Genomic DNA, 23,283 nt, shown 5'->3' on the forward strand with positions numbered 1-23,283 from the left:
CCGCGCCCGAAATCAGGGTTGCAGATCGTGATTGCGCATCAGGTCATACAGGGTCGGACGGCTGATCCCCAGCAGCCGCGCAGCGCCCGAGATATTACCCTCTGCCTGCGACAGGGCATCGCGGACCGCCTTGCGATCAGCGGCTTCGCGCACCGTTTTCAGATTGAGCGGCGCGCGCGCTTCGGCATCTGACAAGTCCAGATCGGCGGCAGTGACCAGCTTGTCATCGGCCATGATGACGGCGCGCTTCACCCGGTTTTCCAGCTCGCGAACGTTGCCGGGCCAGCCCCATCCGGTGATCGCGGCCCTCGCCTCGGGGGTGAAGCCGGTCACCCCCCGCTCCATTTTTGCGGCATGATGGCGCAGGAAATGGTGCGCAAGCAGCAGCGCATCGCCCGTGCGCGCCGCGAGCGGTGGAATCGGCACGACAATTTCGGCGAGCCGATAATAGAGATCGTCGCGAAACCGGCCATCGGCGACCATCGCATCGACGTCCTGATGCGTCGCGCAGACGATGCGCGTATCGACCGGAATCGCCTTTCGCCCGCCAACCCGTTCGATCACCCGCTCCTGCAGGAAACGCAGCAATTTCACCTGAAGCGGGAGCGGCACATCGCCGATTTCGTCGAGGAACAGCGTGCCGCCATGCGCCATCTCGATCTTTCCCGCAGTGGTTTTCACTGCCCCGGTAAACGCCCCTTTTTCATGCCCGAACAATTCGCTTTCGAGCAGCGTTTCGGGAATCGCGGCGCAGTTGATCGCGACGAACGCACCGTCGCGCCCGCTGGCGTCGTGCAGCCCGCGCGCCAGCAATTCCTTGCCCGTCCCGCTGGCGCCGAGCAGCATCACCGACACATCGGCACCCGCCACCCGCTCGATCGTGCGCGTGACTTTCAGCATTTCGGGGGCGGCGGTGATGATACCGCCCGGCGCGTCGCCAGCCCCGACCCGCGCGGCGAGGCGGCGATTCTCCGCCTCGATCGCGTGAACATGGAAGGCGCGCTCGACGATGATGCCCAGCGTGTCGATATCGATCGGCTTTTGATAGAAATCCCATGCTCCGCTGGCAATTGCGCGCAGCGCGCTGTCGCGTTCGCCATGGCCGGTGACGACGATCACGCGGGTTTCGGGCGACAGGCTGCGAATTGCTTCCAGCGTGGCGAACCCCTCGCTCGCCCCGTCGGGATCGGGCGGCAGGCCGAGATCGAGCGTCACCACCTGCGGCATTTCGGCGCGAAGCTGCGCTATCGCGCTTTGCCGGTCCGAAGCGGTGACGATCGCATAGCCTTCATAGGCCCAGCGCAGCTGGCGTTGCAGCCCGGCATCGTCCTCGACGATCAGCAAGGTCCGCGTATCGGTCATGCCGCCTCTGCCCGGCCTGTCGCGGGGCAAAGCAGGATACGCATGCGCGTCCCCTCACCCTCACGGCTTTCGACCGCCAGCGCGCCGCCCATCGCGCTCGCCAGTTCGCGTGCTTCATACGCTCCGATGCCGAACCCGCCCGCTTTGGTGGAAACAAAGGGTTTGAACAGCGAGTCGCGAATGAAGGCTGCGCTCATGCCGCAACCCCGATCGGTCACGTCGATCGCCACGCGATCCCCGTCTTGCGACACAGCGATATCGATCGGCTCGCCCGACGCACTGGCATCTGCGGCATTGCCGACAAGATGCTCGAGAATCTGGCGCAGCGCGGCGGCATCGGCATGGACCAGCATGCCCTCTCCCCCCGAAACGGTGACCGGATGATCGGGGCCGGCGACGCGCGATACCTGCGTTGCGATGTCGCCGATATCGACCGGTTCGATGGTCTGCGCGCGGACCGTGCGCTGCGACAGGCGCTGGATCAGATAGGTCATCCGGTTCGCCGCCTCTTTCACCGTGGCGACCATGTCGGCGCGAAATTCGGGATTATCGCCGTGGCGCTCGGCGTTGCGCGCCACAAGGCTCATCTGGCTGACCAGATTTTTAATGTCGTGCAGGATGAAGGCGAAGCGCCGGTTGAACTCGTCGAACCGCTGCGCTTCCATCAGCGCCGCCGTGGCGCGCGCGTTGGCGAGATAGCTCGCCGCCTGCCGACCCGCGACCTTCAGCAGGTCGAAATCCTCCCAGTCGAGCGCCCGGCCCAGCGGGGGACGCGCAAGCAGGATCGCGCCGACAAGCTGATCGAAATGCAGCAACGGCACGATCACCCAGGCATTCGGCAGGTCGGTAATTGCTTCGGGCACCGCGATGGCGTCGCAGCGATCCTCGCCCTGCCGGATCCGGTCGATCTCGATGATCCGCCCGCTCGTCGCCAGATGCCGGGCGAGGCGTGTGCTGAACGCGTCGTCGCCGGCAAGCGCTTCATCTTCCCAGTTCCAGCTGCCGTCCCGGCGCAGCGCTTCGCCTTCCGGCAACAGCAGCAATCCGGCGGGCGATTCGACCAGATCGGCAATCGCCTTTACCAGCCGGTTCTCAAGCGCGGTCTCGCCCCCCGCCCTGCCCAGCGTATCGGTGAAGCGCATCCATTCGGCGCGATAATCATAACGGTGGCGAAAGAGATGCTTGGCAAGCTTCACCCGCGTCCAGGCGCGCAGCCAGGGCGAGGCGGTCAGCGTCAGCATCGCCGCAGTCGAGCCGAAGACGAACGCGGTCTGCCACATCCGCACATGGTTGCCGCCGATGGCGGCAATCGCGCTGGTCGACACCGCGACGACGATGAAATAGGCGATGATCGCCGCGACCGACAGCGATTGATAGGCAAAGGTCCGCGATACCTTCACCCCCCAGCCGGTGCGACGGTGCAACGACAGCAGGAAGAGCAGCCCGGCACCGACCGCAAAGACACCGCGCAGCAATACCGCCGGAGCGGTCCAGCTGCCGCTGAGATACACGAACGCGAAAAGCAGGCAGTCCCCACCCCAAAGCAGGGCGAGCGCGACGAGCTTCACCCGCTCCGCCGGGGACGCTGCTTCATATACCGCATGGAGCAGAACCAGCGCGGCAAGTGTCGCCATCATCCGCAAAAGCAGCGCCAGCGAAAGGATCGACGCCGCCTGATCCGTCGCGATCCCAACCGAATCAGCTGCGATGACCAGCAGGCAATCCATGACGATCACCCCGGCGACGACGCTATACACCACCGCCAGTGCCGGGCCCGCACGGCGGCGATGATGGCTGCCGCAGAGGAGATACAGCGCAGCGACCCATGTGACGTTGCGAGCGCCCTCAGCCAGCAGCGCGGCCGACTGATCCTCGCCGATGCCCGCCACGCTGAGCGCCCATAGCGCGCTCGCGGCGAATGCGATGCAAAAGCCGATCCGGGTTGCCGCCCGCGAATCGCCGCCGACGGTCGACAGCGCCAGCAGAACGAAAAGCAGGGCGGCGAAAGCGTGGGTCGCGAGGATCGACGCTTCGATCATCTGGCACCGGCCGGCCAGAGGATCACGCGAATCGTCTGCAAAAGGATCAGCAGGTCCAGAAACGGCGAATAGTTCTTCGCGTAATAAAGATCATATTCCAGCTTGTGCCGCGCATCCTCGATCGATGCACCATAAGGATAATTGATCTGCGCCCAGCCGGTAATCCCCGGCTTCACCATGTGCCGTTCGGCATAATAGCGCAGATTTTCTTCAAGATCCTCGACGAATTGGGGCCGTTCGGGACGCGGGCCGACAAAGCTCATTTCGCCCTTCAGCACGCTCCAGCACTGGGGAAGTTCGTCGATCCGCAATTTGCGGATCAGGCGGCCGACCCGGGTGATGCGCGGATCGTTCTTTTCGGCCCATACGGCGTTTCCGGGCAGTTCGGCATCGACGCGCATCGAACGCAGCTTGATGATGTCGAATCCCACCGAATAGAGCCCCACGCGCCGCTGGCGGTAAAAAACGGGGCCGCGGCTGTCGATCTTTATCAGAAGGGCAATGATCAGGATCAGCGGCAGCGTGAGTACCAGCAATGTCGCGCTCGCCAGGATATCGAAAAGGCGCTTCGACACTGCGGAAAGCATCCGGCCCGAGGAAAATCCGTCGGAGAAGATCAGCCAGCTGGGATTGACCGTTTCCAGATCGAGCCGCCCGGTTTCACGTTCCATGAACGTCGAAAACTCACTGACATAAACCCCGGTCGTTTTGACTCGCAGCAAATCCTTGAGCGGCAGCGCATTGCGCCGCTCTTCCAGCGCAAGCACCACTTCGCTCGCGTTCAGCATCACGACGAAGTCGGAAAGGTTATGAATCGCCTCACGACCGATCGCCTCGGCAATGTTCCGGCTCGCCCCCTCCATCGCAATATAGCTGACGACGACGAAGCCCGAGCCGGGCGCCTGCGCCAGCGCCTTGATCCGCTGAGCGCGCTGGCCGGCGCCCATCACCACGATACGCCGTTTGAACGTCTCGCTACCCAGCGCTTTGCCCAGCGCGACCCGAAGCGCGAGCAGCAGCAGAATCGCCAGCGCGATCGCGTACAGCAGATTGGATCGCCAGAATGCTGTTATCGGAAACAGGAAATAGAGCAGCGACAGCAACACCGTGCCCAGCCCCACCGCGACCAGCAGTCTGAGCGCCGCAAAGCGCAGCGATTGCAACGCATCGGCGCCATATACGCCGACCGCGATCATCGCGATCTGAAGGCAAAAAGCGAACCCCACCAGTTGCGGCCAGCGATCGGCCAGCGGCGATACCGCCATGCCGATCTGATGCGCACGCACCACCCATCCTGCCTCCGCCGCCGCAATCAGCGCCAGCAGATCAAGCAGACCGAGCAGCAATACGGCGGTGGGCAGGGAATGTCGGAACAGACGGATCATCACGGGTCGCGATTATTTATGAGCAGGGCGAAGATCGGCACAGCCGGAAAGCTCGCAGAAATTAGCGAATAAATGCTAAACATCGCTAACAGAGCGGTCGATACCTTGATTTCCCCGCGCCCGTCGCCTTGTCGAAACCGATCCGGATGCGAACCATGTCTGTTACCGCCGCTCGCCGCTCCTGTCCGTTTGCATCGCCGGGAATCGGATGAGCGGACGCGTGCGTCGCAAGCTCGCCGTCGAAGCGGGCGAGCGGCTGGCCGGATCGGCGAGCGACGAACCACAATGCTGCGCATTGTGCGGCCGTCCGCTGGGCAAACGGATCGAACAACATCATATCGTGCCGAAAAGCCGGGGCGGGCGGGAGACCGTTGCGGTACATCCGATCTGCCATCGTACCATCCATGCGGCGCTGACCAATGCCGAACTGGCGGGCAGCCATCAGGGGCTGGCGGCAGTGCGCATCGTTCCCGAGATTGCCCGTTTCCTGCGCTGGATCGCCGACAAGCCGCCCGATTTTCACGCGCGTACCCGCAAGAGGCGCTGAACGGCAGTTCCCAGTGCGCCGGTCAATGCCCGCGACAGGCCAGCGCCTCCAGAATATCGTCGATCCGTGCGGAATCGCCCGCAGCGATGACCTCGCCTGCGCTGTCGGCGTGCAGCGGATCGCCCTGCCAGTCGCACATCCGCCCGCCCGCGCCCTCGACCACCGGGATCAGCGCGGCGAAATCGTGCAGTTTCAACTGCGCCTCGACCACGATATCGAGATGCCCTGAGGCGACACAGCCATAATTATAGCAATCGCCGCCCAGCACCGTACTGCGCACCGCCGAATCGAGATGTTCGAAGGCGTGCAGCTGATCGTCATCGAACAAAGCGGGCGAGGTGGTGGCGAGCAGCGCTTCGTTCAGCTCGCGGCAGCGACGGGTGCGCGCAGGCTTGCCGTTCAGCATCGTCTGAAACCCGGTCGCGCCGATCCAGCGTTCGCCGAGGATCGGCTGGTCGATCACGCCCAGCACCGGCCAGCCATTGTCGAGCAGCGCGATCAATGTGCCGAAGATCGGCCGCCCGGCGATAAAGGCGCGGGTGCCGTCGATCGGGTCGAGCACCCAGGTCCGCCCGCTGCTGCCCTCGCGCGTTTCCTCTTCCTCGCCGATAATCGCGTCCATCGGGCGTTCGGCGACGATCAGGCTGCGCATGGCCGCCTCGCCCGCCCGATCCGCCTTTGTCACCGGCGAATCGTCGCCTTTCATTTCAAGGCCGTGCTCGGCACGAAAAAAGGGGCGGATCGCCTTGCCCGCTGCATCTGCCAGCCGCCCGGCAAGTTCGATATCGGAAGTCGTGAATACCATGGCACAATGCCTAGCGGGCAGCGGCGCGGATCGCTAGCAGGCAATCATCAACAGCGGAGGGCCTTGTCCCATGAATCGCCATTCTTATTCGCGCAGCGGGACCTTGTTCGCCGCCCTGTCGCTCTTTGGCGCGACAGCCGCGCATGGACAGCAAAGCCATGTCGTGCCGGAACAGCCCGCCGATGCCCGTGAGGCGCGCGACGGCGTCGATGTGTTCGTGTTCAACGAAAGCGATACGGCCAGCCCGCTTGCTCTGCCCGACCGGATCGCAGTGACTGCGCACGACGGCACGACACTGATTCTCAGCGCCCCGGATGAAGCCGCGAAAACTGTCGCTGCGGGGCGGTTCGTACGGGTGCGCTATCATCTGGTCTCGCCCGACCAGCCGGCCTCCCCGACGCTGGCTTCATCCGATACGCCTGCCCCGCCCCCGACGGTCGAACGCGGCGTCATGACCTCGACCGGAAGCCATTCGGGATTGACCTCACGCCTCGAACCGCATGATCCGGTCTATGGCGTGATGGGAGCGGGCGATGCGGGCACCAAGCTGCAGTTCAGCCTCGCCCTTCGCCCGTTCGAGGGAGCAGGCATATTGGACGGGCTGCGCTTTGCCTATACCCAGACCATGTTCTGGGCGACCGATCAGGAATCGGCACCGTTCACCAGCACCATTTACAGCCCCGAAATCTATTATGAGATCAGACCCGATGCGAGCCTGGCAATCGCGGCGGGCTATCATCATGATTCGAACGGGGGCGATCCCGATAATTCGGTCGACATGAACAAGATTTTCCTGCGCGGCGCGAAACGGTTCGATCTTTCGGACCGCTGGTATGCCGAGGTCGCGCCCGAGGCATGGTTCTTCTTCTCGACCGAATATCCGCGCCAACCGATCCGGCGCTATGCGGGCTATACCGCGCTTCGCCTGACGGTCGGGGAAACCGACGGCATCAAGGTTTCCGGACGGCTGACCGGCAATCCCGGCACGGGGAAGGCAGCGGGCGAAGCCTTTATCTCCTACCCCCTCACCCGGATCGACGGTTCGGTCGGCGTGTATATATTCGGGCAGGCCTATAGCGGCTATGGTGAGTCGCTGAACGATTATGACCGGAATGATTCCCATGCGCGCATCGGCATCGCCTTTACGCGCTGATGAAAGGATGAACGCAATGCGCCCGTTTCTGCTCGCTCCGATGATCGCCCTGGCGATCGCAGCCCCCGCTTCCGCGCAACTGCGCGAAGGGACAAGGGCGCCGGAATTTGTCGCGAAGGGCGCGATGGCGGGCAAACCGATCACGGTCGATCTTGCAGCCGCGCTGAAGAAAGGGCCGGTCGTGCTCTATTTCTTCCCCGCCGCATTCACGTCCGGATGCAACGCCGAAGCCGCCGCCTTTGCCCAGTCGATCGACAAGTTCAAAGCGAAGGGCGCGAGCGTCATCGGCATGACAGCAGGCAATACGGACCGGCTGATCGCATTTTCGGCAAAACATTGCGCGGGAAAATTTCCGGTCGCTGCTGCCGGCCCGGAAATCGTACAAGCCTATGATGTCGCGATGAAGGGGCAGAATACGGGCTATACCGACCGGACGAGCTATGTAATCGGCAGGAACGGAAAGATCGTCTACAGCTTCTCCTCGATGCAGCCTGCTGCGCATATCACCAACACGCTTGCCGCGCTGGACAAGATCGCACATTGATGTCCGGCAGGCCGACCGACCCGACGCAATGACCGTCCGTGTCGCATGCCGGCGAAATTCTTTACGAAATATGGTGAAGAGCGATACGCGTTGTTAGCAGTTTCGTTCTAACCCTTATCGGCACGCACCATTTGTTCCGGAGAACCGGGGCTTGCAACTGCGCTTAGGGATATTTGAAGGATGTTCGCGCTATATAAGAATGACCATCATTTCAAATCGCGACGGAGCGACCGTTTGTTCCATAAGATCGGCGAATTCCTGACCGAACACAGGCTGGACCCCAGCCCGACCAACTATGCCTTTGTTCACCACCTTCTCTCGAATCCCGAAAGTCCGCTTGCCCGCACTGTGGCCGAACTGGTGCAGGTAGGCGCCAAGCTGACTCTGAACGATATCGAAAAACTGGGCGGCGGCGCCGGAGAGAGCGAACGCAAGGCGCACGGGCTGGTCTCACGCACGCATAATCAGCTTGAGCGGCTGGAAGAAATCATGCGCACGATCCGCGCCGACACCGCCGGTTTCGGCCGCGATCTTCAGGCAAGCGCAGACGCGCTGCGCGACAATCACGACAAGGGCGTTCCGAACACGCTTGAAGGGCTGATCCGCATCACCACCGCCATGATGGAGAATGTGCAGCAGGCCGAGACGCGACTGGAAAAGGTGACGCGCGAAGCGAGCGAATTGCGCCTGCAGCTGGAGGAGGCGCGCGATGACGCCCGACGCGACCCGCTGACCGGCCTGCCCAATCGCCGGGCGTTCGAGGATGCCTATCGCGAACATGTCGCGGCGGGGGGCATGCCCTGGATCGCGATTTGCGACATCGACCATTTCAAATCGGTCAATGACCGGTTCGGCCATGTCGTCGGCGATCGCGTGCTCAAAGCTATCGCGGGAACCTTGCGTACCCAATGCGACGGGCATCTGGTCGCGCGGTTCGGTGGGGAAGAATTTGCGGTCATGATGACCAATGTCGGTCGCAAACAGGCGCTCATGACGATGGAGCGCGCGCGCGAGGCGGTTGCATCCAAAAATTACCGTTTGCGCGAAAACGATATGCCGCTTGGCGCGCTGTCTTTTTCCTCCGGGGTTACGGGGACACGACTGGGCGAGGATCTTGCCGAAGTCTATCGTCGCGCCGACGCGCTTTTATACCGCGCGAAAAATGAGGGCCGAAACCGCACCGTTTCGGAATAAATTCTAACGATCAGCAAATTTTGCTATCATGCCATAGCAAAATACACCGTTCTTCTTGTCGCCTGCGCGGCCAAAGCCCTGAAATCCGGGCTTTCGCGATTCTGGCACACTCCCTGCACAGCAGTCGGCATCGGCACCGGGACAGTCCCGATCAGCCGCACCATCAGGGAGTTAAAACCATGAACACGCAGATTTCGAGCCTTCAGCGCAATGTCACCGCTTTCGTCGGCGCACTCGGCGTGACGATGCTTTTCGTGATTGCCGCCACGCCGGTTTTCCCGATCGCCTGACCGCGATCGGGCGCCAGCCCCCCATCTCAGGGAAACATGACCATGCTACGCTCTTTTGCCATCGGCGCGATGTCGTTCGCGCTCACCGCAATGCTCATCATCGCGAGCGCCACCCAGGGACAGGGCCTGATCTGAAAGGCCCTGCCCTGCGGGGCACCAGTTGCCGCCGCGCCGGGGCGGCTCGCCCCTCCCGGCCCAACCATCTGAGTTAACATCGGAACTTCGCTTCTGCCCATGCGGTTCGACCGTCATTCCACGCCTGACAGGAGAATGACGATGAGCGATCCCGACACCATCGACCGGATTCATGAAGACGGGCTTCCCGGCGAGGAGCGCACGCTCGATCCCAAGCCCGACTGGGAGCCGCGCTATCCCGGCTCCGGGCGACTGAAAGGCAAGGTAGCGATCGTTACCGGCGCCGATAGCGGCATCGGCCGGGCAGTCGCGGCGCTCTATGCCCGCGAAGGCGCCGATATCGCCATCGTCTATCTGTCCGAGGATCGCGATGCGGAGAAGACGGCAGAGATCGTCCGCAAAGAAGGTCGCAAGGCGATCACGCTGCGCGGCGATCTGGGCGAGGAAGATTTCTGTAAATCGGTCGCTGACAAGACGGTTGCCGAGTTCGGGAAGATCGACATCCTCGTCAACAATGCAGGCGAGCAGCACCCCGACCCGGAAATCACCGACATTACCGAAGAGCAGCTTCGCCGCACGTTCCAGACCAACATCTTCTCGATGTTCTTCATGGTGCAAGCAGTGCGCCCGCACCTGAAACAAGGCGCGGCGATCGTGAACTGCACCTCAGTGACCATGTATAAAGGCTCGCCCGAACTGCTCGATTATTCCTCTACCAAGGGCGCGATCACTGCCTTTACGCGCAGCCTGTCGCAAAATCTGATCGAAGACGGCATCCGGGTGAACGCCGTCGCGCCGGGGCCGATCTGGACGCCGCTCAACCCCTCGGGCGGGGCGACGAAGGAGAAGCTCGAACATTTCGGCGAAGGCACGCCGATGGGCCGCCCGGGCCAGCCCAATGAAGTCGCGCCGAGCTTCCTGTTCCTCGCCTGTGAGGATGCAAGCTATATGGCGGGGCAAGTGCTCCACCCCAATGGCGGGACGGTCATCAACGCCTGAGCGCAAGCACCGGCGCGGTCAGTCCTGCCTTATGGCAGCGACGATCGCGCCCCTGCTCGGCCATCAGCCAATCGGGAACCGCATCACCCCCGCGCCAGTCCGACGCGGCCGACCTTCACCGTGCCCGCAGGCGCTGCTTCCCCGCGCGAATAGGTGCCGGTGAGCAGTCCGGCAGCCAGCACCTTATCCTGCATCGCCTTCACGACCGCCGAGCGCCCCGGATTGGCCCCCGGATCGTCGCATTCGGACAGCGCGAATATCTGAAAGGCATAGGTGTGGACGCCATGTCCGGTCGGCGGATCGGGCGGCAGCCAGCCTTCGCCGAAATAGCTGTTGCGCCCGACATCACCTCTCGGCTCCTCGCGCTCGCGATCGGCGCGGATTTCGCCTTCCTTCAGCTCGCCATCCTCGGGCGGAAGGTCCCACACCACCGCATGGACCAGCGGCCGGGGCGCAGGCGCATCGGCATCCTCGACGATCAGCGCGAGATGCTTCGTTCCTTCCGGAACGCCGGTCCAGAAAAGCGGCGGCGATACTCCCTCACCATCCTCGGTAAACCGTTCGGGAAGCCGTGCCCCGTTGGCAAAGGCGGGGCTGGCAAGACGAATCGCCTCGAAACTGCCAAGGTCGGGCCGGGCGATCACCAGCTTGTCGGCACCGGCGCGAAGCCCGCTCATCGCCTGCCCCAGCCAGCGCGGAAGATGTTCGAGCATAATCGGCGCTCCCGGTTGCGGTTACAGGTCCAGCTTCTCATAATCCGCGGGCGGATTGATTATTTCCATCCGCTCGGCAAGCAGCGGGCGAAAGCTGGGACGGCTTTTCATGCCGATATACCAGCGTTTGGCCTGACCGTGGCTCTTCCAGTCGATTCCGCCCAGATAATCGGCGACCGAAATCTGCGCAGCGGCCGCCAGATCGGCAAGGCTCATCGTCGATCCGCCGAGCCATGACCGGTTGTCGAGCAGATAGTCGATATAATCGAGATGCGCGACGACCGCCTTCATCGCTTCGCGCAGCGCCTTCGAATCGGGTGCCATTTTATGGACGAGCCGCTTTTCCATCCGTTCAAAGAGCAACGGGCCGGTAATGTCGCGGAAGAATTGCGTGTCGAACCAGGTGACGAGACGGCGGATTTCAGCGCGATCGGCGGCGGTACCGCTGATCATCGCGGATTTATCGACCGTTTCCTCGAAATATTCGCAGATCGCTATCGAATCGATCAGCGGGCGCAGCGGGCCGCGCTCCGAATGCACCATAACCGGCGTCTGCCCGGCAGGGTTCATATCGAGAAATTCATCGCGCCGCTTCCACGGCGATTCGCGCACAGGTTCATAAGGAACGCCCTTTTCGCCGAGCAAAAGGCGGACCTTGCGCGAAAAGGGGCATAGCGGGAATTGATAGAGCAGCCACATGGTCCGCCGGTCTTAGCGGGCCGTGCGGCGCGGTGGAAGGCGTCAGAGCGCGCCTTCCACCGCGAATCGCATCATTCCGCCGCGACGACCGCTTCGCTCTCGTCGAGCGGGTGGTCGAGCCGGGTCAGCATTTCCTTCGGCACCACCTGCCAGAACCGGTCCCTGATCCGATCCCAGTCCTCCAGCAGCCCCGCCGACCATTTGCTGTCGGTCGCCTTTGCATGGTCAGTGACAAGATTTTTGAGCACCGATTCCCAGTGGAGCGAGCTGAGCCGCTGCCACACGATCGATCCGCCATTGGCGCGGCGTTCGAACGATCCGTCCGCGTCATAGATGAATGCCATGCCGCCCGTCATACCGGCACCGAAATTGGCACCCACCGGGCCCAGCACCACCGCATAGCCGCCGGTCATATATTCGCAGCCATTGGCTCCGCAGCCTTCGACCACGACATGCGCGCCCGAATTGCGCACCGCGAAGCGTTCGCCCGCATGGCCCGCCGCGAACAACCGGCCCGAGGTCGCGCCATAAAGCACGGTATTGCCGATGATCGTATTTTCGTTCGACGCGAGCGGGCTGGACACCATCGGGCGAACGACGATCTTGCCGCCCGAAAGCCCCTTGCCGACATAGTCGTTGGCATCGCCGAATACTTCGAGCGTGATCCCCTTGCACAGGAACGCGCCCAGCGACTGGCCTGCGCTCCCGCGAAGGCGGACATGGACATGGTCGTCGGCAAGCTTGTTCATGCCGAATTTGCGCGTCACTTCGCTCGACAGGCGCGTGCCGACCGCGCGATGCGTGTTGCGCACCGTATAAGTGAGCTGCATCTTTTCGCCGCGATCGAACACCATCGCCGCATCAGCGATCATCTGCGCATCGAGGCTGTCGGGCACGTCGTTACGGAAGGTGTTCAGGCTGAAGCGCCGCTCGCTCTCATCCGCATCGACCTTGGCGAGGATGGGGTTGAGGTCGAGATCATCGAGATGCTCGGCCCCGCGGCTGACCTGACGCAGCAATTCGGTGCGACCGATCACCTCATCGAGGCTCTTGCAGCCCAGCCGGGCAAGGATTTCACGAACCTCTTCGGCGATGAAGGTCATCAGGTTGATGACCTTTTCGGGCGTGCCGGTGAATTTGGCGCGCAGCCGCTCATCCTGAACGCACACGCCGACCGGGCAGGTGTTCGAATGGCATTGCCGCACCATGATGCAGCCCATCGCGACAAGGCTGAGCGTACCGATGCCGAACTCTTCCGCCCCCAGAATTGCCGCGATCACGATATCGCGCCCGGTCTTCAGCCCGCCATCGGTGCGCAGCCGCACCCGCCCGCGCAGATTGTTGAGGGTGAGCGTCTGATTGACTTCGGACAGCCCCATTTCCCACGGAGTGCCTGCATATTTGATGCTGGTCTGCGGGCTTGCGCCCGTGCCGCCGGTATTGCCGGAGATCAGAATGACATCGGCATGCGCCTTGGCAACGCCGGCCGCGACCGTGCCGATGCCTGCGCTCGACACCAGCTTGACGCACACCCGCGCCTTCGGATTGATCTGTTTCAGGTCATAGATGAGCTGCGCCAGATCCTCGATCGAATAGATGTCGTGGTGCGGCGGCGGCGAAATCAGCGTCACGCCGGGCGTGGCATGGCGCAGCTTGGCGATGAATTCGGTCACCTTGAAGCCGGGAAGCTGACCGCCCTCGCCGGGCTTTGCGCCCTGCGCCACCTTGATCTCGATCTCTTCGCAGGCGTTGAGATATTCGGCGGTCACGCCGAAGCGTCCGCTCGCAATCTGCTTGATCACCGAATTGGCATTGTCGCCATTTTCATACGGCGTGTAGCGGCTCTTATCCTCGCCGCCCTCACCCGACACGGCTTTCGCACCGATCCGGTTCATTGCAATGGCTAGCGTTTCATGCGCTTCGGGCGACAGCGCGCCAAGGCTCATCCCCGGTGTCACGAAGCGCTTGCGGATCGCGGTGATCGCTTCGACCTGATCGATGGCGATCCCCTCCGCCGGGTAATTGAATTCCATCAGATCGCGCAGATAGACGGGCGGCAGGTCGCGCACGCCGCGTGAAAACTGCAAATAGCTCGAATAGCTGTCGGTGCCGACTGCGGTCTGAAGCAAATGCATCAGCTGCGCCGAATAGGCATGCGCCTCGCCCCCGTCGCGCTGGCGGTAAAAGCCGCCGATGGGCAGCGTCACCACCGCCTGATCGAACGCCGCTTCGTGCCGGTCGGTCGCATTGACATAGAGCGAGGCATAGCCCTCGCCCGAAATCTTCGCGGGCATGCCGGGGAACAGATCGTCGACCATCGCGCGGGAAAGGCCCACGGCTTCGAAATTATAGCCGCCGCGATAGCTGGAGATCACTGCGATCCCCATTTTCGACATGATTTTCAGCAGCCCTTCGTTGATCGCGGTGCGATGGCGTTCGAAACATTCCTCCAGCGCAATGTCGCCGAACAGGCCGCGCTCATGCCGGTCGACGATCGCCGCTTCGGCCAGATAGGCGTTCACCGTGGTCGCGCCGACGCCGATCAGCACTGCATAATAATGGGTGTCGAGGCATTCGGCGGTGCGGACATTGACGCTGGCATAGGAGCGCAGCCCCCGGCGGACGAGATGCGTATGCACCGCCGCTGCCGCCAGCACGCCGGGAATCGCCACCCGGTCGCTGCCGATATGTTCATCGGTGAGGAACAGCTCGCTGCGCCCCTCGCGCACCGCCTGTTCGGCGGCGCTGCGGATGCGCTGGATCGCGGTGCGCAGCGCATCGGACCCGCCCTGCGCGTCGAACGTGCAGTCGATTTCGGCCGCCTGCCCCTCGAAATGCGCTTTCAGCCGCACCCATTCGGCACCGGTGAGCACGGGCGAATCGAGCACCAGCACCTTGCCCGGACGCGCTTCGGATTCGAGGATATTGGCAAGATTGCCGAAGCGCGTCTTCAGGCTCATCACATGGCGTTCGCGCAGACTGTCGATCGGCGGGTTCGTCACCTGCGAGAAATTCTGGCGGAAGAACTGACTGATTAGGCGCGGCTTGTCCGAAATCACGGCGAGCGGCGTATCGTCGCCCATCGACCCGATCGCTTCCTTCGCATCCTCGACCATCGGGGACAGGATCAGCTCCATGTCCTCCAGCGTCTGCCCGGCCGCGACCTGTCGCCGGACAAGGTCGGCCCGGTCGAACCGAACGGTCGCATAGCCGGGCGCGGGCGGCAGATCGTCGACCGTCAGGAACTCGGCGATCATCGCGGCATAGTCGCGCTCGCCCGCGATCCGGTCCTTGATCTCGCGATCATGGAACACCGCGCCCTCGTCCAGATCGACCGCGATCATCTGACCCGGGCCCAGCCGCCCCTTTTCGGCGACCTGCGCCTCGGGAACCACGACCATGCCGGTTTCCGATCCGACGATCAGCAGCCCGTCATTGGTGCGGGTATAGCGAAGCGGGCGAAGCGCGTTGCGGTCCATCCCCGCCACCGCCCAGCGGCCGTCGGTCATGGCAAGCGCGGCGGGGCCGTCCCACGGCTCCATCACGCTGGCGAGATAGGTATAGAGCGAGCGATGCGCCTCGGGCATATCGTCGTTCATGCCCCATGCTTCGGGGATCAGCATCAGCTTGGTCGTCGGCGCGTCCTTGCCCGAGCGGCAGATCGCTTCGAACACGGCGTCCAGCGCAGCGGTGTCGCTTGCGCCCGCCGGGATCACCGGCTTGATATCCTCCGAATGCTCGCCGAAGGCGAGGCTGGCCATCTTGATCTCGTGGCTCTTCATCCAGTTCTTGTTGCCGCGGATCGTGTTCACCTCGCCATTATGGGCGAGGCAGCGGAACGGCTGGGCCAGCCACCATTGCGGAAAAGTGTTGGTCGAATAGCGCTGGTGAAAGATCGCGACGCGGCTTTCGAAGCGCGAATCGTTGAGGTCGGGATAGAAATCCGACAGGCTTTCGGCGAGGAACAGGCCCTTATAGATGATCGAACGACAGGATAGCGAGCAGATATAGAAACCCTGTACCTGCGATTCGATCACGCGCTTTTCGATGCGCCGGCGGACGAGATAGAGTTCCTTTTCGAACTCGGCCGCATCCTGATCCTCGGGCATCGGCCCGGCGACCATGATCTGTTCGATCTCAGGCCGCGTTTCCTGCGCCTTGCGACCGATCACGCTCACATCGACCGGCACCTGACGCCAGCCATAGATGGTATAGCCAGCGTTGATCAGCTCGCTTTCGACGATCGTGCGGCAGCTTTCCTGCGCATTCAGGTCAGTGCGCGGCAGGAAGATCATCCCCACGGCCAGCCGGTTGGGCAGCACCTTGTGCCCCGACTGGTCGATCGCATCGTCGAAGAAGCGGTGCGGCAGGTCGACATGGATGCCTGCCCCGTCGCCGGTCTTGCCGTCGGCATCGACCGCGCCGCGATGCCAGACCGCGCGCAACGCATCGATCGCAGAGGCGACTACCCGGCGCGACGAGCGTCCGTCGGTCGCTGCGACCAGCCCGACGCCGCACGCATCGCTTTCGAATTCGGGGCGGTACATGCCCTCACGGGCAAGGCGATTGCGTTCTGCTTCGTTCATTGGCCGTTGCCTTTGTTCTTTGCGGCGGCCTCAAGCTTCTCGGCCAGCGCCTGCGCATCTTTCTGCGCCTTTTCCATCGACTGCTGCATCAGGCTGCGCTGCCATGCGGCGACGTCGGGATCGCTCATCACCTGCATCGACTGTTCCATATAGGCCCGCCCCGTGGGGGTGGCGAAAAACGCCTGAAGCTCGCCCAACTGCTGCGTATCGAACCGCCGCGCATAGGCGTGCGCCATGGCGTCGATCATACCGGGCATATTCTTGCGCATCAGCGCCATCATGCTCTCGGTCTGCTCTTTCAGAAACGCCTGCAGGATCGACCGTGCCTGCGGGACTGATTCCAGCTTCTCGGCCATTTGCGGATTGCTGAGCAGCCCCTGCTGGATATTGGCCATCATCGGCCGCAACATACCGTCCATCATCGCATCGCGGCGGTCCGGCGGCATCAGTTCATCCATCAGCGCCTTCGCTGCGGCCAGCCGCTCCGGCGTGACTTTCGCGGTCGCCTCCTGCGCAGCGGCAGGCGCAACGGGACGCGCCTGCAGCGGAAGCGGCGCCAATATGGTCAGTACCGCCAGCACCATCTTCGTCTTCATCATGCCGCCTCCATCGCGCTGGTTTTCGCCTTCGCCTTTTGCTTCAGCCATGCGTGCATCTTGTCCGACACATCGCGCCCGTCGCGGATCGCCCACACCACCAGACTTGCCCCGCGCACAATATCGCCTGCGGCGAACACGCCCTCGACACTGGTCATCATGGTCGAATGATCGACGCGCAGCGTGCCCCAGCGGGTAACGCCCAGTTCGGGCGCACCGAACATGGTCGGCAGATCCTCCGCCTCAAACCCAAGCGCCTTCACCACCAGATCGGCGTCCATGGTGAATTCGCTGCCCGGATCGGGCTCGGGCGCGCGGCGGCCGCTGGCATCGGGCGCGCCCAGACGCATCCGCGTTCCGCGCACCGCCGAGACGCGCTCGCCTTCGCCTGCGGAATCGAACCCCTGCGGCGCGGACAGCCAGACAAATTCGACGCCCTCATCCTCGGCATTTTCCACCTCGCGCTGCGAACCCGGCATATTCGCGCGGTCACGGCGATAGAGGCATTTCACTGACTTCGCGCCCTGACGGATCGCCGTGCGGACACAGTCCATCGCGGTATCGCCGCCGCCAACGACCACGACATTCTTGTCCTTCGCGTTCAGGCGGCCATCGCGATATTCGGGAACATCGTCGCCGAACCCGTTGCGGTTCGACGCGATCAGATAATCGAGCGCCTCGACCACGCCTGCACTGCCGACGCCCGGTGCCTTGATATTGCGCGCCTTGTACACGCCGGTCGATACCAGCAGCGCATCGTGCCGCTTGCGCAGTTCGGCGAGGCTGGCATCGCGGCCAACCTCGAAGCTTTCGTGGAAGACGATGCCGCCCGCCTTTAACCGGTCGACGCGGCGCATCACGACATGCTTTTCCAGCTTGAACCCCGGAATGCCATAGGTCAGCAGCCCGCCCGCCCGATCGTGCCGGTCATAAACATGCACCTCATAGCCCAGCCGGCGCATATATTCGGCGGCGGTCAGACCCGCCGGCCCCGCCCCGATCACGCCAACCGACTGGCCACGCTCCGGCCCCGGCACCAGCGGTTCGACCCAGCCCTTTTCCCAGGCAGTGTCGGTAATGAATTTCTCGACCGATCCGATGGTAACCGCGCCATGGCCCGAAAATTCGATGACGCAATTGCCCTCGCACAACCGGTCCTGCGGACAGATGCGACCGCAGATTTCGGGCATGGTCGAGGTTGCGTTGGACAGCTCATACGCCTCCTGCAACCGCCCTTCGGCGGTCAGGCGGAGCCAGTCGGGGATGTGATTGTGCAGCGGGCAATGGACCGAGCAATAGGGAACGCCGCATTGCGAACAGCGCGCTGACTGCTCCTCAGCGGACTCCACCGCATAGCGTTCAGTAATCTCATCAAAGTCCGACGCGCGCGAACCGGCGGGGCGTTTGGCCGGATAGGCCTGCCCGCGCGTTACGAATTTCAGCATCGGATTGTCGGCCATATGCGTTTCCCATTCCCTTCGGTTGCGGGTCACATACAGTCCCGAAGGGCGCGAGTCACGCAAAAAACGGACTTTGGGTTAGCTATGCTTACCTATAAAATCCCCGACAATCTCGCCTGCGTCATCTTTATCTGATCGCCTCAGATAAGTAGGTCCGATACGGTCCTATATAATTGCAAGCAGGATCAGTGCGATAGTTCCAGCAGCAATACGATACCATGCAAACGGCGCAAAACCGTGTCTGGTGACGATGTTGAGGAACCAACGGATCACGAGCATTGCGACCACGAACGATACGACAAAACCGATTCCGATCGCCGTCCAGCCGCCCTCGCCGATACCCTCATGGCTTTTCAGAAGGTCATAACCCGATGCCGCCAGCATCGTCGGCACGGCGAGGAAGAAGCTGAACTCCGCCGCCGTCTTGCGATCGGTGCCAAGGCCCAGCGCGCCCATGATCGTCGCGCCCGACCGGCTGACCCCCGGGATCATGGCAAGGCACTGCACCACGCCGATTCCCAAAGCGGTGCGCCAGGTCATGGTCTCGACACTGCCTTCCGGCGGATGCTTCACGAATTTCTCGACCAGCAGGATGATGACACCCCCGACGATCAGCGCGATCGCCACGACGACCGGCCCCAGCGTCGGGCTGGTGAGCAGCGCCTTCACGCCCTTATACACGAACAGGCCGATCACCGCCGAGGGCAGAAACCCCAATGCGACGTTGCGGGTAAAGACGATCGCCCCCTTATCGCCCCGCAGCAGCCCCTCCAGCACATGCCAGAAGCGGCGCCAGTACAGCACCACCACCGCCAGGATCGCCCCCAGCTGGATCACGATGTCGAACGTCCCCTGCCCCTCGCCATGAAAGCCGAACAACCGTCCGGCGAGGATCAGATGCCCGGTCGACGACACCGGCAGGAATTCGGTAACCCCCTCGACAATGCCGAGCAGGATGATGGTGAGAAGTTCGGTCACGCAGTGCTTCCTTGCCGTAATGCCCGGCGATTGGGGTCAGGACAGAGAGAGAGGATCAGGCCGGTTTGCCGATGCGCCGGCTGAACCGGCCGTTGCGGCGATACTGGACCAGCCAGCCCGGCGCGACCGTCGCCATCGGCACCGGATGCACGCCCAGCGCAGCGATTCCCGCTTCGTCGCCGACGACATTGTCGCGCTGAAGCATCTTCCACTGATCGCTGGTGATCGGCGTGCCCGGCATCGCCGCGAGCAGCGAACCGACCGAATCGGAAAGATCGATGATCGGCTTGTCGCGCCCGATGGTCTTCGCGATCCAGCGGATCAGCTCGCCCATGGTCATGATATCGGGACCGCCCAGCGCATAGGTCTTGCCGCCATGCGTTTTGGGGTCGGACAAAGCGGCGAGCACTGCCTGCGCGACATCGGCGACATAGACCGGCTGAAACCGCACCTGCGGCCGCACCACCGGCACGATCGGTGCCGACACGATCATATTGGCGAAGCGGTTGACGAAATCATCCTCGCGCCCGAACACGATCGAGGGACGCAGGATGGTGGCACCCGGAAATGCCTCGCGCACCGCCTGCTCGCCTTTTGCCTTGGACCGGCCATAGGCCGAGGGCGAATCGGGATCGGCTCCGATCGCCGAAATCTGCACCATCGATTCGCAACCGGCCTTTGCCGCGGCAACAGCGACATTGCGCGCGCCCTCGACATGCACTTTTTCAAAATTACCCGACAGAATGCCGACCAGATTGACCACGGCATCGGCACCCGTCAGCGCGCGCTCGACCGTATCGGGCCGGGTGATATCGGCCGCGACGAACTGGGTCTGCCCCACCCCGCCCTGCGGTTTCAGATACCAGGCATCGCGCGGATCGCGCTCAGCGATTCGAACGCGCGCGCCCGCACGCAGCAATTCCTGTACGACATAGCGGCCCAGAAAGCCGCCGCCGCCGAACAGCGTGACCAGCTTGTTCTTCATCATCACCGTCTTCCTTTCGCAACTGCCGCAAATGCCCGTTACACGGCCAAACGGCAAGCGCGAGATGAAAAGTGAAAAGGGCGTTGACAAGCCCCGACACCTCGCCTAGTTCGCGCCCCCTACCCCGTGCCCAGATGGCGGAATTGGTAGACGCACCAGCTTCAGGTGCTGGCGGTCGCAAGGCCGTGGAGGTTCGAGTCCTCTTCTGGGCACCATTTTCCCCTAAGGCTTAGAAAGCCTAGGCATTGGCGGAAATCCTAGGATTTTTACGAGCGTCCAGTACAAAGGTACGAGGACGACAGCCAATGTGTTCATGCCTCCATCGCGCTCCTAACGGGGTCTACTACTTCCGCATGGGAATACCTGCGGATCTGCGCCCCTTCATGGCTGGCAAGCGGGAGATAAAGCAGTCGCTAGGTCTGAAGGACCGGGAGGCGGCTAAGGCGCTTATTCCTGATATGACCAAGACGGCCCATTCTCTGCTCAAGCAAGCTGAGCGGGATAAGGCCGCTGCCAAACCTGCCGCTGTCATTGCCCCTAAGCCTGCATCCCAGATCGACCGGGAGCGGACAGATGCAGCATTGTTCAGGATGCTAAGCGGACGTTCTGAACAGCGCCGGTCACTATTGTCTGAGATATATAGCGGCATTTGGTTCGTTGGATGCGCTACGGCATGGGATGATCCGATAAAACGCCTTTTTTCCCACGCCCCTCGGTCGTAGGTACAGAATGAGGGGAAGCGATCTGAAGGATAATCGATTGGCTGGAACGGCGCGGCACAGGCCTTCGCATGTAAAGGTCTCAAAAGAGCTGGGCGTTGCGATTGTCACGGGCGCGCATCCGCCCGGAACGGTGCTGCAGGGTGAAGTCGACTTTGCCGAGCGGCTTGGCGTATCGCGCAGCGTGGTGCGCGAAGCGTTGCGCATCCTTGCCGGAAAGGGGCTGGTCGAAAGCCGTCCGAAGACGGGCACGCGCGTTCGCAATCGCAGCGAATGGAATCTTCTCGATCCCGAACTTCTGGGCTGGATGTTTGAAGGTTCGCCGCCGCTGCAATATGTCCGCAGCCTGTTTCAGCTGCGGATGATCGTCGAACCGGCTGCGGCGGAACTTGCCGCTACCGGGCGCACCGCGCGGCAACTATCGATCATGGGCCATTCGGTCGAGCTGATGGCTACGCACGGCCTGAACAGCGAAGTGGGGCAGGCGGCCGATCAGCAATTCCACACCACGATATTGGAGGCGACAGGCAATGAGCTTCTGGCCAGCCTGTCGAGCACGATTGCGGCGGCCGTTCGCTGGACGACCTTCTTCAAATACACCACCCGCCATCCACGCGATCCCATTCCCAGTCACCGGGAATTGTTCGAAGCGATTGCGGATTCGGACAGCAAATTGGCGCGCGAACGGACCGAAGCGCTGATCCGACAGGCGCTGATCGATACAGAGACAGCGCTCACCGAAAAATGACCATGGCTTCCGGCACCATCATCACATGCGGCTATCGGACGGGTCGCGCCGCCCGATAGGCGCGGACATCGTTCAGTCGGTGGTCGATACGCGGAAGATCATGCGATGATGATAGGGCTTGCCCGGCATCAGCTCCGCCGACCCGAATTTCGGCTGATTCGGCGTATCGGGGAAGCGCTGCGGTTCGAGCGCGATACCGTCGCCCATGCGATAGACATGCTTCGACTTGCCAAGAAACGTGCCGTCGAGGAAATTGCCGGTATAGACCTGCACGCCCGGTTCGGTGGTCAGCACTTCAAGCACCCGGCCCGATTGCGGGTCCTCCAGCCGCGCGGCCAGCTTGGGCTCTGCGGTCGTTCCGGCGTCGAGCACGAAATTATGGTCATAGCCGCGGCCATAGACGATCTGCTGATCCTGCCCGTCGCGAATGCCCTCCGCAATCACCCGGCCTTTGGTGAAATCGAACACGCTTCCCGCAACATCGCGCAGCTCGCCCGTCGGGATAAGATTGGCGTTGACCGGCGTGAAGCGGCTTGCCGGAATGGTCAGGCGGTGTTGCAGAATGTTGCGCTCATCCCCCTCCCCGGCAAGGTTGAAAATGGCATGATTGGTCATGTTGATGATCGTCGGCGCATCGGTGACCGCATCATAGTCGATCGTCAGATCGCCATGATCGTCAAGCGTATAGGTCGCGGTCGCGCGAACCGTTCCCGGATACCCCTGATCGCCGGCAGCGCTGACCAGTTCCATCCTGACCGAAGCGCCGCGCTCGCCCTCGGTCACCGACACCACTTTCCATGGCAGCCGGTCCCAGCCGCCGGGGCCGCCGTGCAGCGAATTGACGCCATTGTCGTTCAGCGGCAGCTGATAGGCCTTGCCGTCGAGCGTAAATTTGCCGCCCGCGATGCGATTGGCATAGCGTCCGACGGTCGCGCCCCAATAATTGGGATGCGCGACATAATCGGCCAGATTGTCGTAACCCAGCTCGATATCGGCCAGCTTACCGTTACGATCCGGCACCCGGAACGCCTGAAGCGTCGCGCCGAACGAAATGATCGTCGCGCTTACCCCATTGGCACCGGTCAGCGTCACCGCGTCGATTTCGGTGCCGTCGGACAGCGTACCGAAAGTCGATCGTTTGGCGGTAGCGGCGCTGGCCATTGAAACCGTCGAAAATATCATCGCAGCCGTGATGACTCCGCCGAAAATGAACCGGATCATGCGCTAAACCTCCCCATGGACGACGACCGGTCTGAAGCAGGTCGTTTTCGTCGCTGGTATAGTCGGACATTTCGAAGCCGCGCAAGCCGGTCCTTCTTGCAAACCGCCGAAAAGCGTCGCTGCGC

At 62.6% G+C, this 23,283-nt stretch carries 19 protein-coding genes and 1 tRNA gene; 8 read left to right on the forward strand and 12 right to left on the reverse strand.

The window, feature by feature from the left end; translation table 11 throughout:
* Positions 1–12 precede the first annotated feature (12 nt).
* The 3 genes from prsR to EV664_RS04195 are packed head-to-tail and all read right to left on the reverse strand — an operon-like array spanning position 13 to position 4,786.
* A complete protein-coding gene (gene prsR, locus EV664_RS04185) occupies positions 13–1,362 on the reverse strand; it encodes a PEP-CTERM-box response regulator transcription factor (RefSeq protein WP_133494439.1) in 1,350 nt (449 codons plus the stop codon).
* Positions 1,359–3,401 (reverse strand): XrtA/PEP-CTERM system histidine kinase PrsK, encoded by a 2,043-nt coding sequence (gene prsK / locus EV664_RS04190; protein ID WP_133494440.1) that lies wholly within the window; start codon positions 3,399–3,401, stop codon positions 1,359–1,361. The genes prsR and prsK overlap by 4 nt, the downstream gene beginning before the upstream one ends.
* On the reverse strand, positions 3,398–4,786 hold the full coding sequence (locus tag EV664_RS04195; protein ID WP_133494441.1) for a TIGR03013 family XrtA/PEP-CTERM system glycosyltransferase: 1,389 nt from the start codon (positions 4,784–4,786) through the stop codon (positions 3,398–3,400). The genes prsK and EV664_RS04195 overlap by 4 nt, the downstream gene beginning before the upstream one ends.
* A 208-nt stretch (positions 4,787–4,994) precedes the next feature.
* Between EV664_RS04195 and EV664_RS04200 the strand changes: the two genes are divergently transcribed.
* Positions 4,995–5,333: an HNH endonuclease gene (locus EV664_RS04200; RefSeq protein WP_133494442.1), complete on the forward strand. Its 339-nt coding sequence runs from the start codon at positions 4,995–4,997 to the stop codon at positions 5,331–5,333.
* A 22-nt stretch (positions 5,334–5,355) separates the two neighbouring features.
* On the opposite strand, the gene hisN is transcribed toward EV664_RS04200, so the two are convergent.
* Positions 5,356–6,138, reverse strand: a complete 783-nt coding sequence (gene hisN / locus EV664_RS04205; protein ID WP_133494443.1) for a histidinol-phosphatase — start codon at positions 6,136–6,138, stop codon at positions 5,356–5,358.
* 70 nt (positions 6,139–6,208) lie between these two features.
* Here hisN and EV664_RS04210 point away from each other — a divergent pair, with 70 nt between their 5' ends.
* From EV664_RS04210 to EV664_RS04225, 4 genes are all read left to right on the forward strand, one after another.
* Complete coding sequence (locus tag EV664_RS04210) at positions 6,209–7,291, forward strand: phospholipase A (protein WP_133494444.1); 1,083 nt, start codon at positions 6,209–6,211, stop codon at positions 7,289–7,291.
* A gap of 16 nt (positions 7,292–7,307) precedes the next feature.
* Entirely contained in the window at positions 7,308–7,835 is a 528-nt protein-coding gene (locus tag EV664_RS04215) for a peroxiredoxin (RefSeq protein WP_133494730.1), read from the forward strand.
* Between the two features lie 234 nt (positions 7,836–8,069).
* Complete coding sequence (locus EV664_RS04220) at positions 8,070–9,029, forward strand: GGDEF domain-containing protein (protein WP_229668104.1); 960 nt, start codon at positions 8,070–8,072, stop codon at positions 9,027–9,029.
* Positions 9,030–9,595: 566 nt separating this feature from the next.
* Positions 9,596–10,453 carry an SDR family oxidoreductase gene (locus EV664_RS04225; protein ID WP_133494446.1) on the forward strand — a complete coding sequence of 286 codons (858 nt, stop codon included), beginning with the start codon at positions 9,596–9,598 and terminating at the stop codon, positions 10,451–10,453.
* Positions 10,454–10,536: 83 nt separating this feature from the next.
* On the opposite strand, the gene EV664_RS04230 is transcribed toward EV664_RS04225, so the two are convergent.
* The 7 genes from EV664_RS04230 to EV664_RS04260 form a co-directional block, all read right to left on the reverse strand.
* Entirely contained in the window at positions 10,537–11,166 is a 630-nt protein-coding gene (locus EV664_RS04230) for a YbhB/YbcL family Raf kinase inhibitor-like protein (RefSeq protein WP_133494447.1), read from the reverse strand.
* A 21-nt stretch (positions 11,167–11,187) separates the two neighbouring features.
* The gene (locus EV664_RS04235; RefSeq protein ID WP_133494448.1) at positions 11,188–11,865 is read right to left on the reverse strand and encodes a glutathione S-transferase family protein; all 678 of its coding nucleotides are present in this window, start codon (positions 11,863–11,865) and stop codon (positions 11,188–11,190) included.
* 71 nt (positions 11,866–11,936) lie between these two features.
* Positions 11,937–16,451: a glutamate synthase large subunit gene (gene gltB / locus EV664_RS04240; protein WP_133494449.1), complete on the reverse strand. Its 4,515-nt coding sequence runs from the start codon at positions 16,449–16,451 to the stop codon at positions 11,937–11,939.
* Positions 16,448–17,098: a DUF2059 domain-containing protein gene (locus tag EV664_RS04245; protein WP_133494450.1), complete on the reverse strand. Its 651-nt coding sequence runs from the start codon at positions 17,096–17,098 to the stop codon at positions 16,448–16,450. The genes gltB and EV664_RS04245 overlap by 4 nt, the downstream gene beginning before the upstream one ends.
* Positions 17,047–18,507: an NAD(P)-dependent oxidoreductase gene (locus EV664_RS04250; RefSeq protein WP_133494451.1), complete on the reverse strand. Its 1,461-nt coding sequence runs from the start codon at positions 18,505–18,507 to the stop codon at positions 17,047–17,049. Before EV664_RS04250 ends, EV664_RS04245 begins: the two co-directional genes overlap by 52 nt.
* A 165-nt stretch (positions 18,508–18,672) precedes the next feature.
* Entirely contained in the window at positions 18,673–19,485 is an 813-nt protein-coding gene (locus tag EV664_RS04255; protein ID WP_133494452.1) for an undecaprenyl-diphosphate phosphatase, read from the reverse strand.
* 55 nt (positions 19,486–19,540) lie between these two features.
* Entirely contained in the window at positions 19,541–20,470 is a 930-nt protein-coding gene (locus EV664_RS04260) for a complex I NDUFA9 subunit family protein (protein WP_133494731.1), read from the reverse strand.
* A gap of 128 nt (positions 20,471–20,598) precedes the next feature.
* Here EV664_RS04260 and EV664_RS04265 point away from each other — a divergent pair.
* The 3 genes from EV664_RS04265 (at position 20,599) to EV664_RS04270 (ending at position 21,937) form a co-directional block, all read left to right on the forward strand.
* Positions 20,599–20,685, forward strand: a tRNA-Leu gene (locus EV664_RS04265).
* A gap of 90 nt (positions 20,686–20,775) precedes the next feature.
* A complete protein-coding gene (locus tag EV664_RS19755) occupies positions 20,776–21,192 on the forward strand; it encodes a DUF6538 domain-containing protein (RefSeq protein WP_373287487.1) in 417 nt (138 codons plus the stop codon).
* Positions 21,193–21,229: 37 nt separating this feature from the next.
* The gene (locus tag EV664_RS04270; protein WP_229668102.1) at positions 21,230–21,937 is read left to right on the forward strand and encodes a FadR/GntR family transcriptional regulator; all 708 of its coding nucleotides are present in this window, start codon (positions 21,230–21,232) and stop codon (positions 21,935–21,937) included.
* Between the two features lie 72 nt (positions 21,938–22,009).
* Here EV664_RS04270 and EV664_RS04275 read toward each other — a convergent pair whose 3' ends face one another.
* Positions 22,010–23,119 carry an aldose epimerase family protein gene (locus EV664_RS04275; RefSeq protein WP_229668126.1) on the reverse strand — a complete coding sequence of 370 codons (1,110 nt, stop codon included), beginning with the start codon at positions 23,117–23,119 and terminating at the stop codon, positions 22,010–22,012.
* Positions 23,120–23,283 lie beyond the last annotated feature (164 nt).

Origin of the sequence: Stakelama pacifica (genome assembly GCF_004361835.1) — a bacterium.
GTDB classification, from domain to species: Bacteria; Pseudomonadota; Alphaproteobacteria; order Sphingomonadales; family Sphingomonadaceae; genus Sphingomonas; species Sphingomonas pacifica.

Excerpts from the sequence above, each read along its gene's own strand:
- EV664_RS04275 (WP_229668126.1), bottom strand. The coding sequence starts at position 23,119 with ATGATATTTTCGACGGTTTCAATGGCCAGCGCCGCTACCGCCAAACGA.
- EV664_RS04210 (WP_133494444.1), top strand. The coding sequence starts at position 6,209 with ATGAATCGCCATTCTTATTCGCGCAGCGGGACCTTGTTCGCCGCCCTG.
- EV664_RS04225 (WP_133494446.1), top strand. The coding sequence starts at position 9,596 with ATGAGCGATCCCGACACCATCGACCGGATTCATGAAGACGGGCTTCCC.
- EV664_RS04200 (WP_133494442.1), top strand. The coding sequence starts at position 4,995 with ATGAGCGGACGCGTGCGTCGCAAGCTCGCCGTCGAAGCGGGCGAGCGG.
- gltB (WP_133494449.1), bottom strand. The coding sequence starts at position 16,451 with ATGAACGAAGCAGAACGCAATCGCCTTGCCCGTGAGGGCATGTACCGC.
- EV664_RS04235 (WP_133494448.1), bottom strand. The coding sequence starts at position 11,865 with ATGTGGCTGCTCTATCAATTCCCGCTATGCCCCTTTTCGCGCAAGGTC.
- EV664_RS19755 (WP_373287487.1), top strand. The coding sequence starts at position 20,776 with ATGTGTTCATGCCTCCATCGCGCTCCTAACGGGGTCTACTACTTCCGC.
- prsK (WP_133494440.1), bottom strand. The coding sequence starts at position 3,401 with ATGATCGAAGCGTCGATCCTCGCGACCCACGCTTTCGCCGCCCTGCTT.
- hisN (WP_133494443.1), bottom strand. The coding sequence starts at position 6,138 with ATGGTATTCACGACTTCCGATATCGAACTTGCCGGGCGGCTGGCAGAT.
- EV664_RS04260 (WP_133494731.1), bottom strand. The coding sequence starts at position 20,470 with ATGAAGAACAAGCTGGTCACGCTGTTCGGCGGCGGCGGCTTTCTGGGC.
- EV664_RS04195 (WP_133494441.1), bottom strand. The coding sequence starts at position 4,786 with ATGATCCGTCTGTTCCGACATTCCCTGCCCACCGCCGTATTGCTGCTC.
- EV664_RS04250 (WP_133494451.1), bottom strand. The coding sequence starts at position 18,507 with ATGGCCGACAATCCGATGCTGAAATTCGTAACGCGCGGGCAGGCCTAT.
- EV664_RS04230 (WP_133494447.1), bottom strand. The coding sequence starts at position 11,166 with ATGCTCGAACATCTTCCGCGCTGGCTGGGGCAGGCGATGAGCGGGCTT.
- prsR (WP_133494439.1), bottom strand. The coding sequence starts at position 1,362 with ATGACCGATACGCGGACCTTGCTGATCGTCGAGGACGATGCCGGGCTG.
- EV664_RS04215 (WP_133494730.1), top strand. The coding sequence starts at position 7,308 with ATGCGCCCGTTTCTGCTCGCTCCGATGATCGCCCTGGCGATCGCAGCC.
- EV664_RS04245 (WP_133494450.1), bottom strand. The coding sequence starts at position 17,098 with ATGGCTGAAGCAAAAGGCGAAGGCGAAAACCAGCGCGATGGAGGCGGC.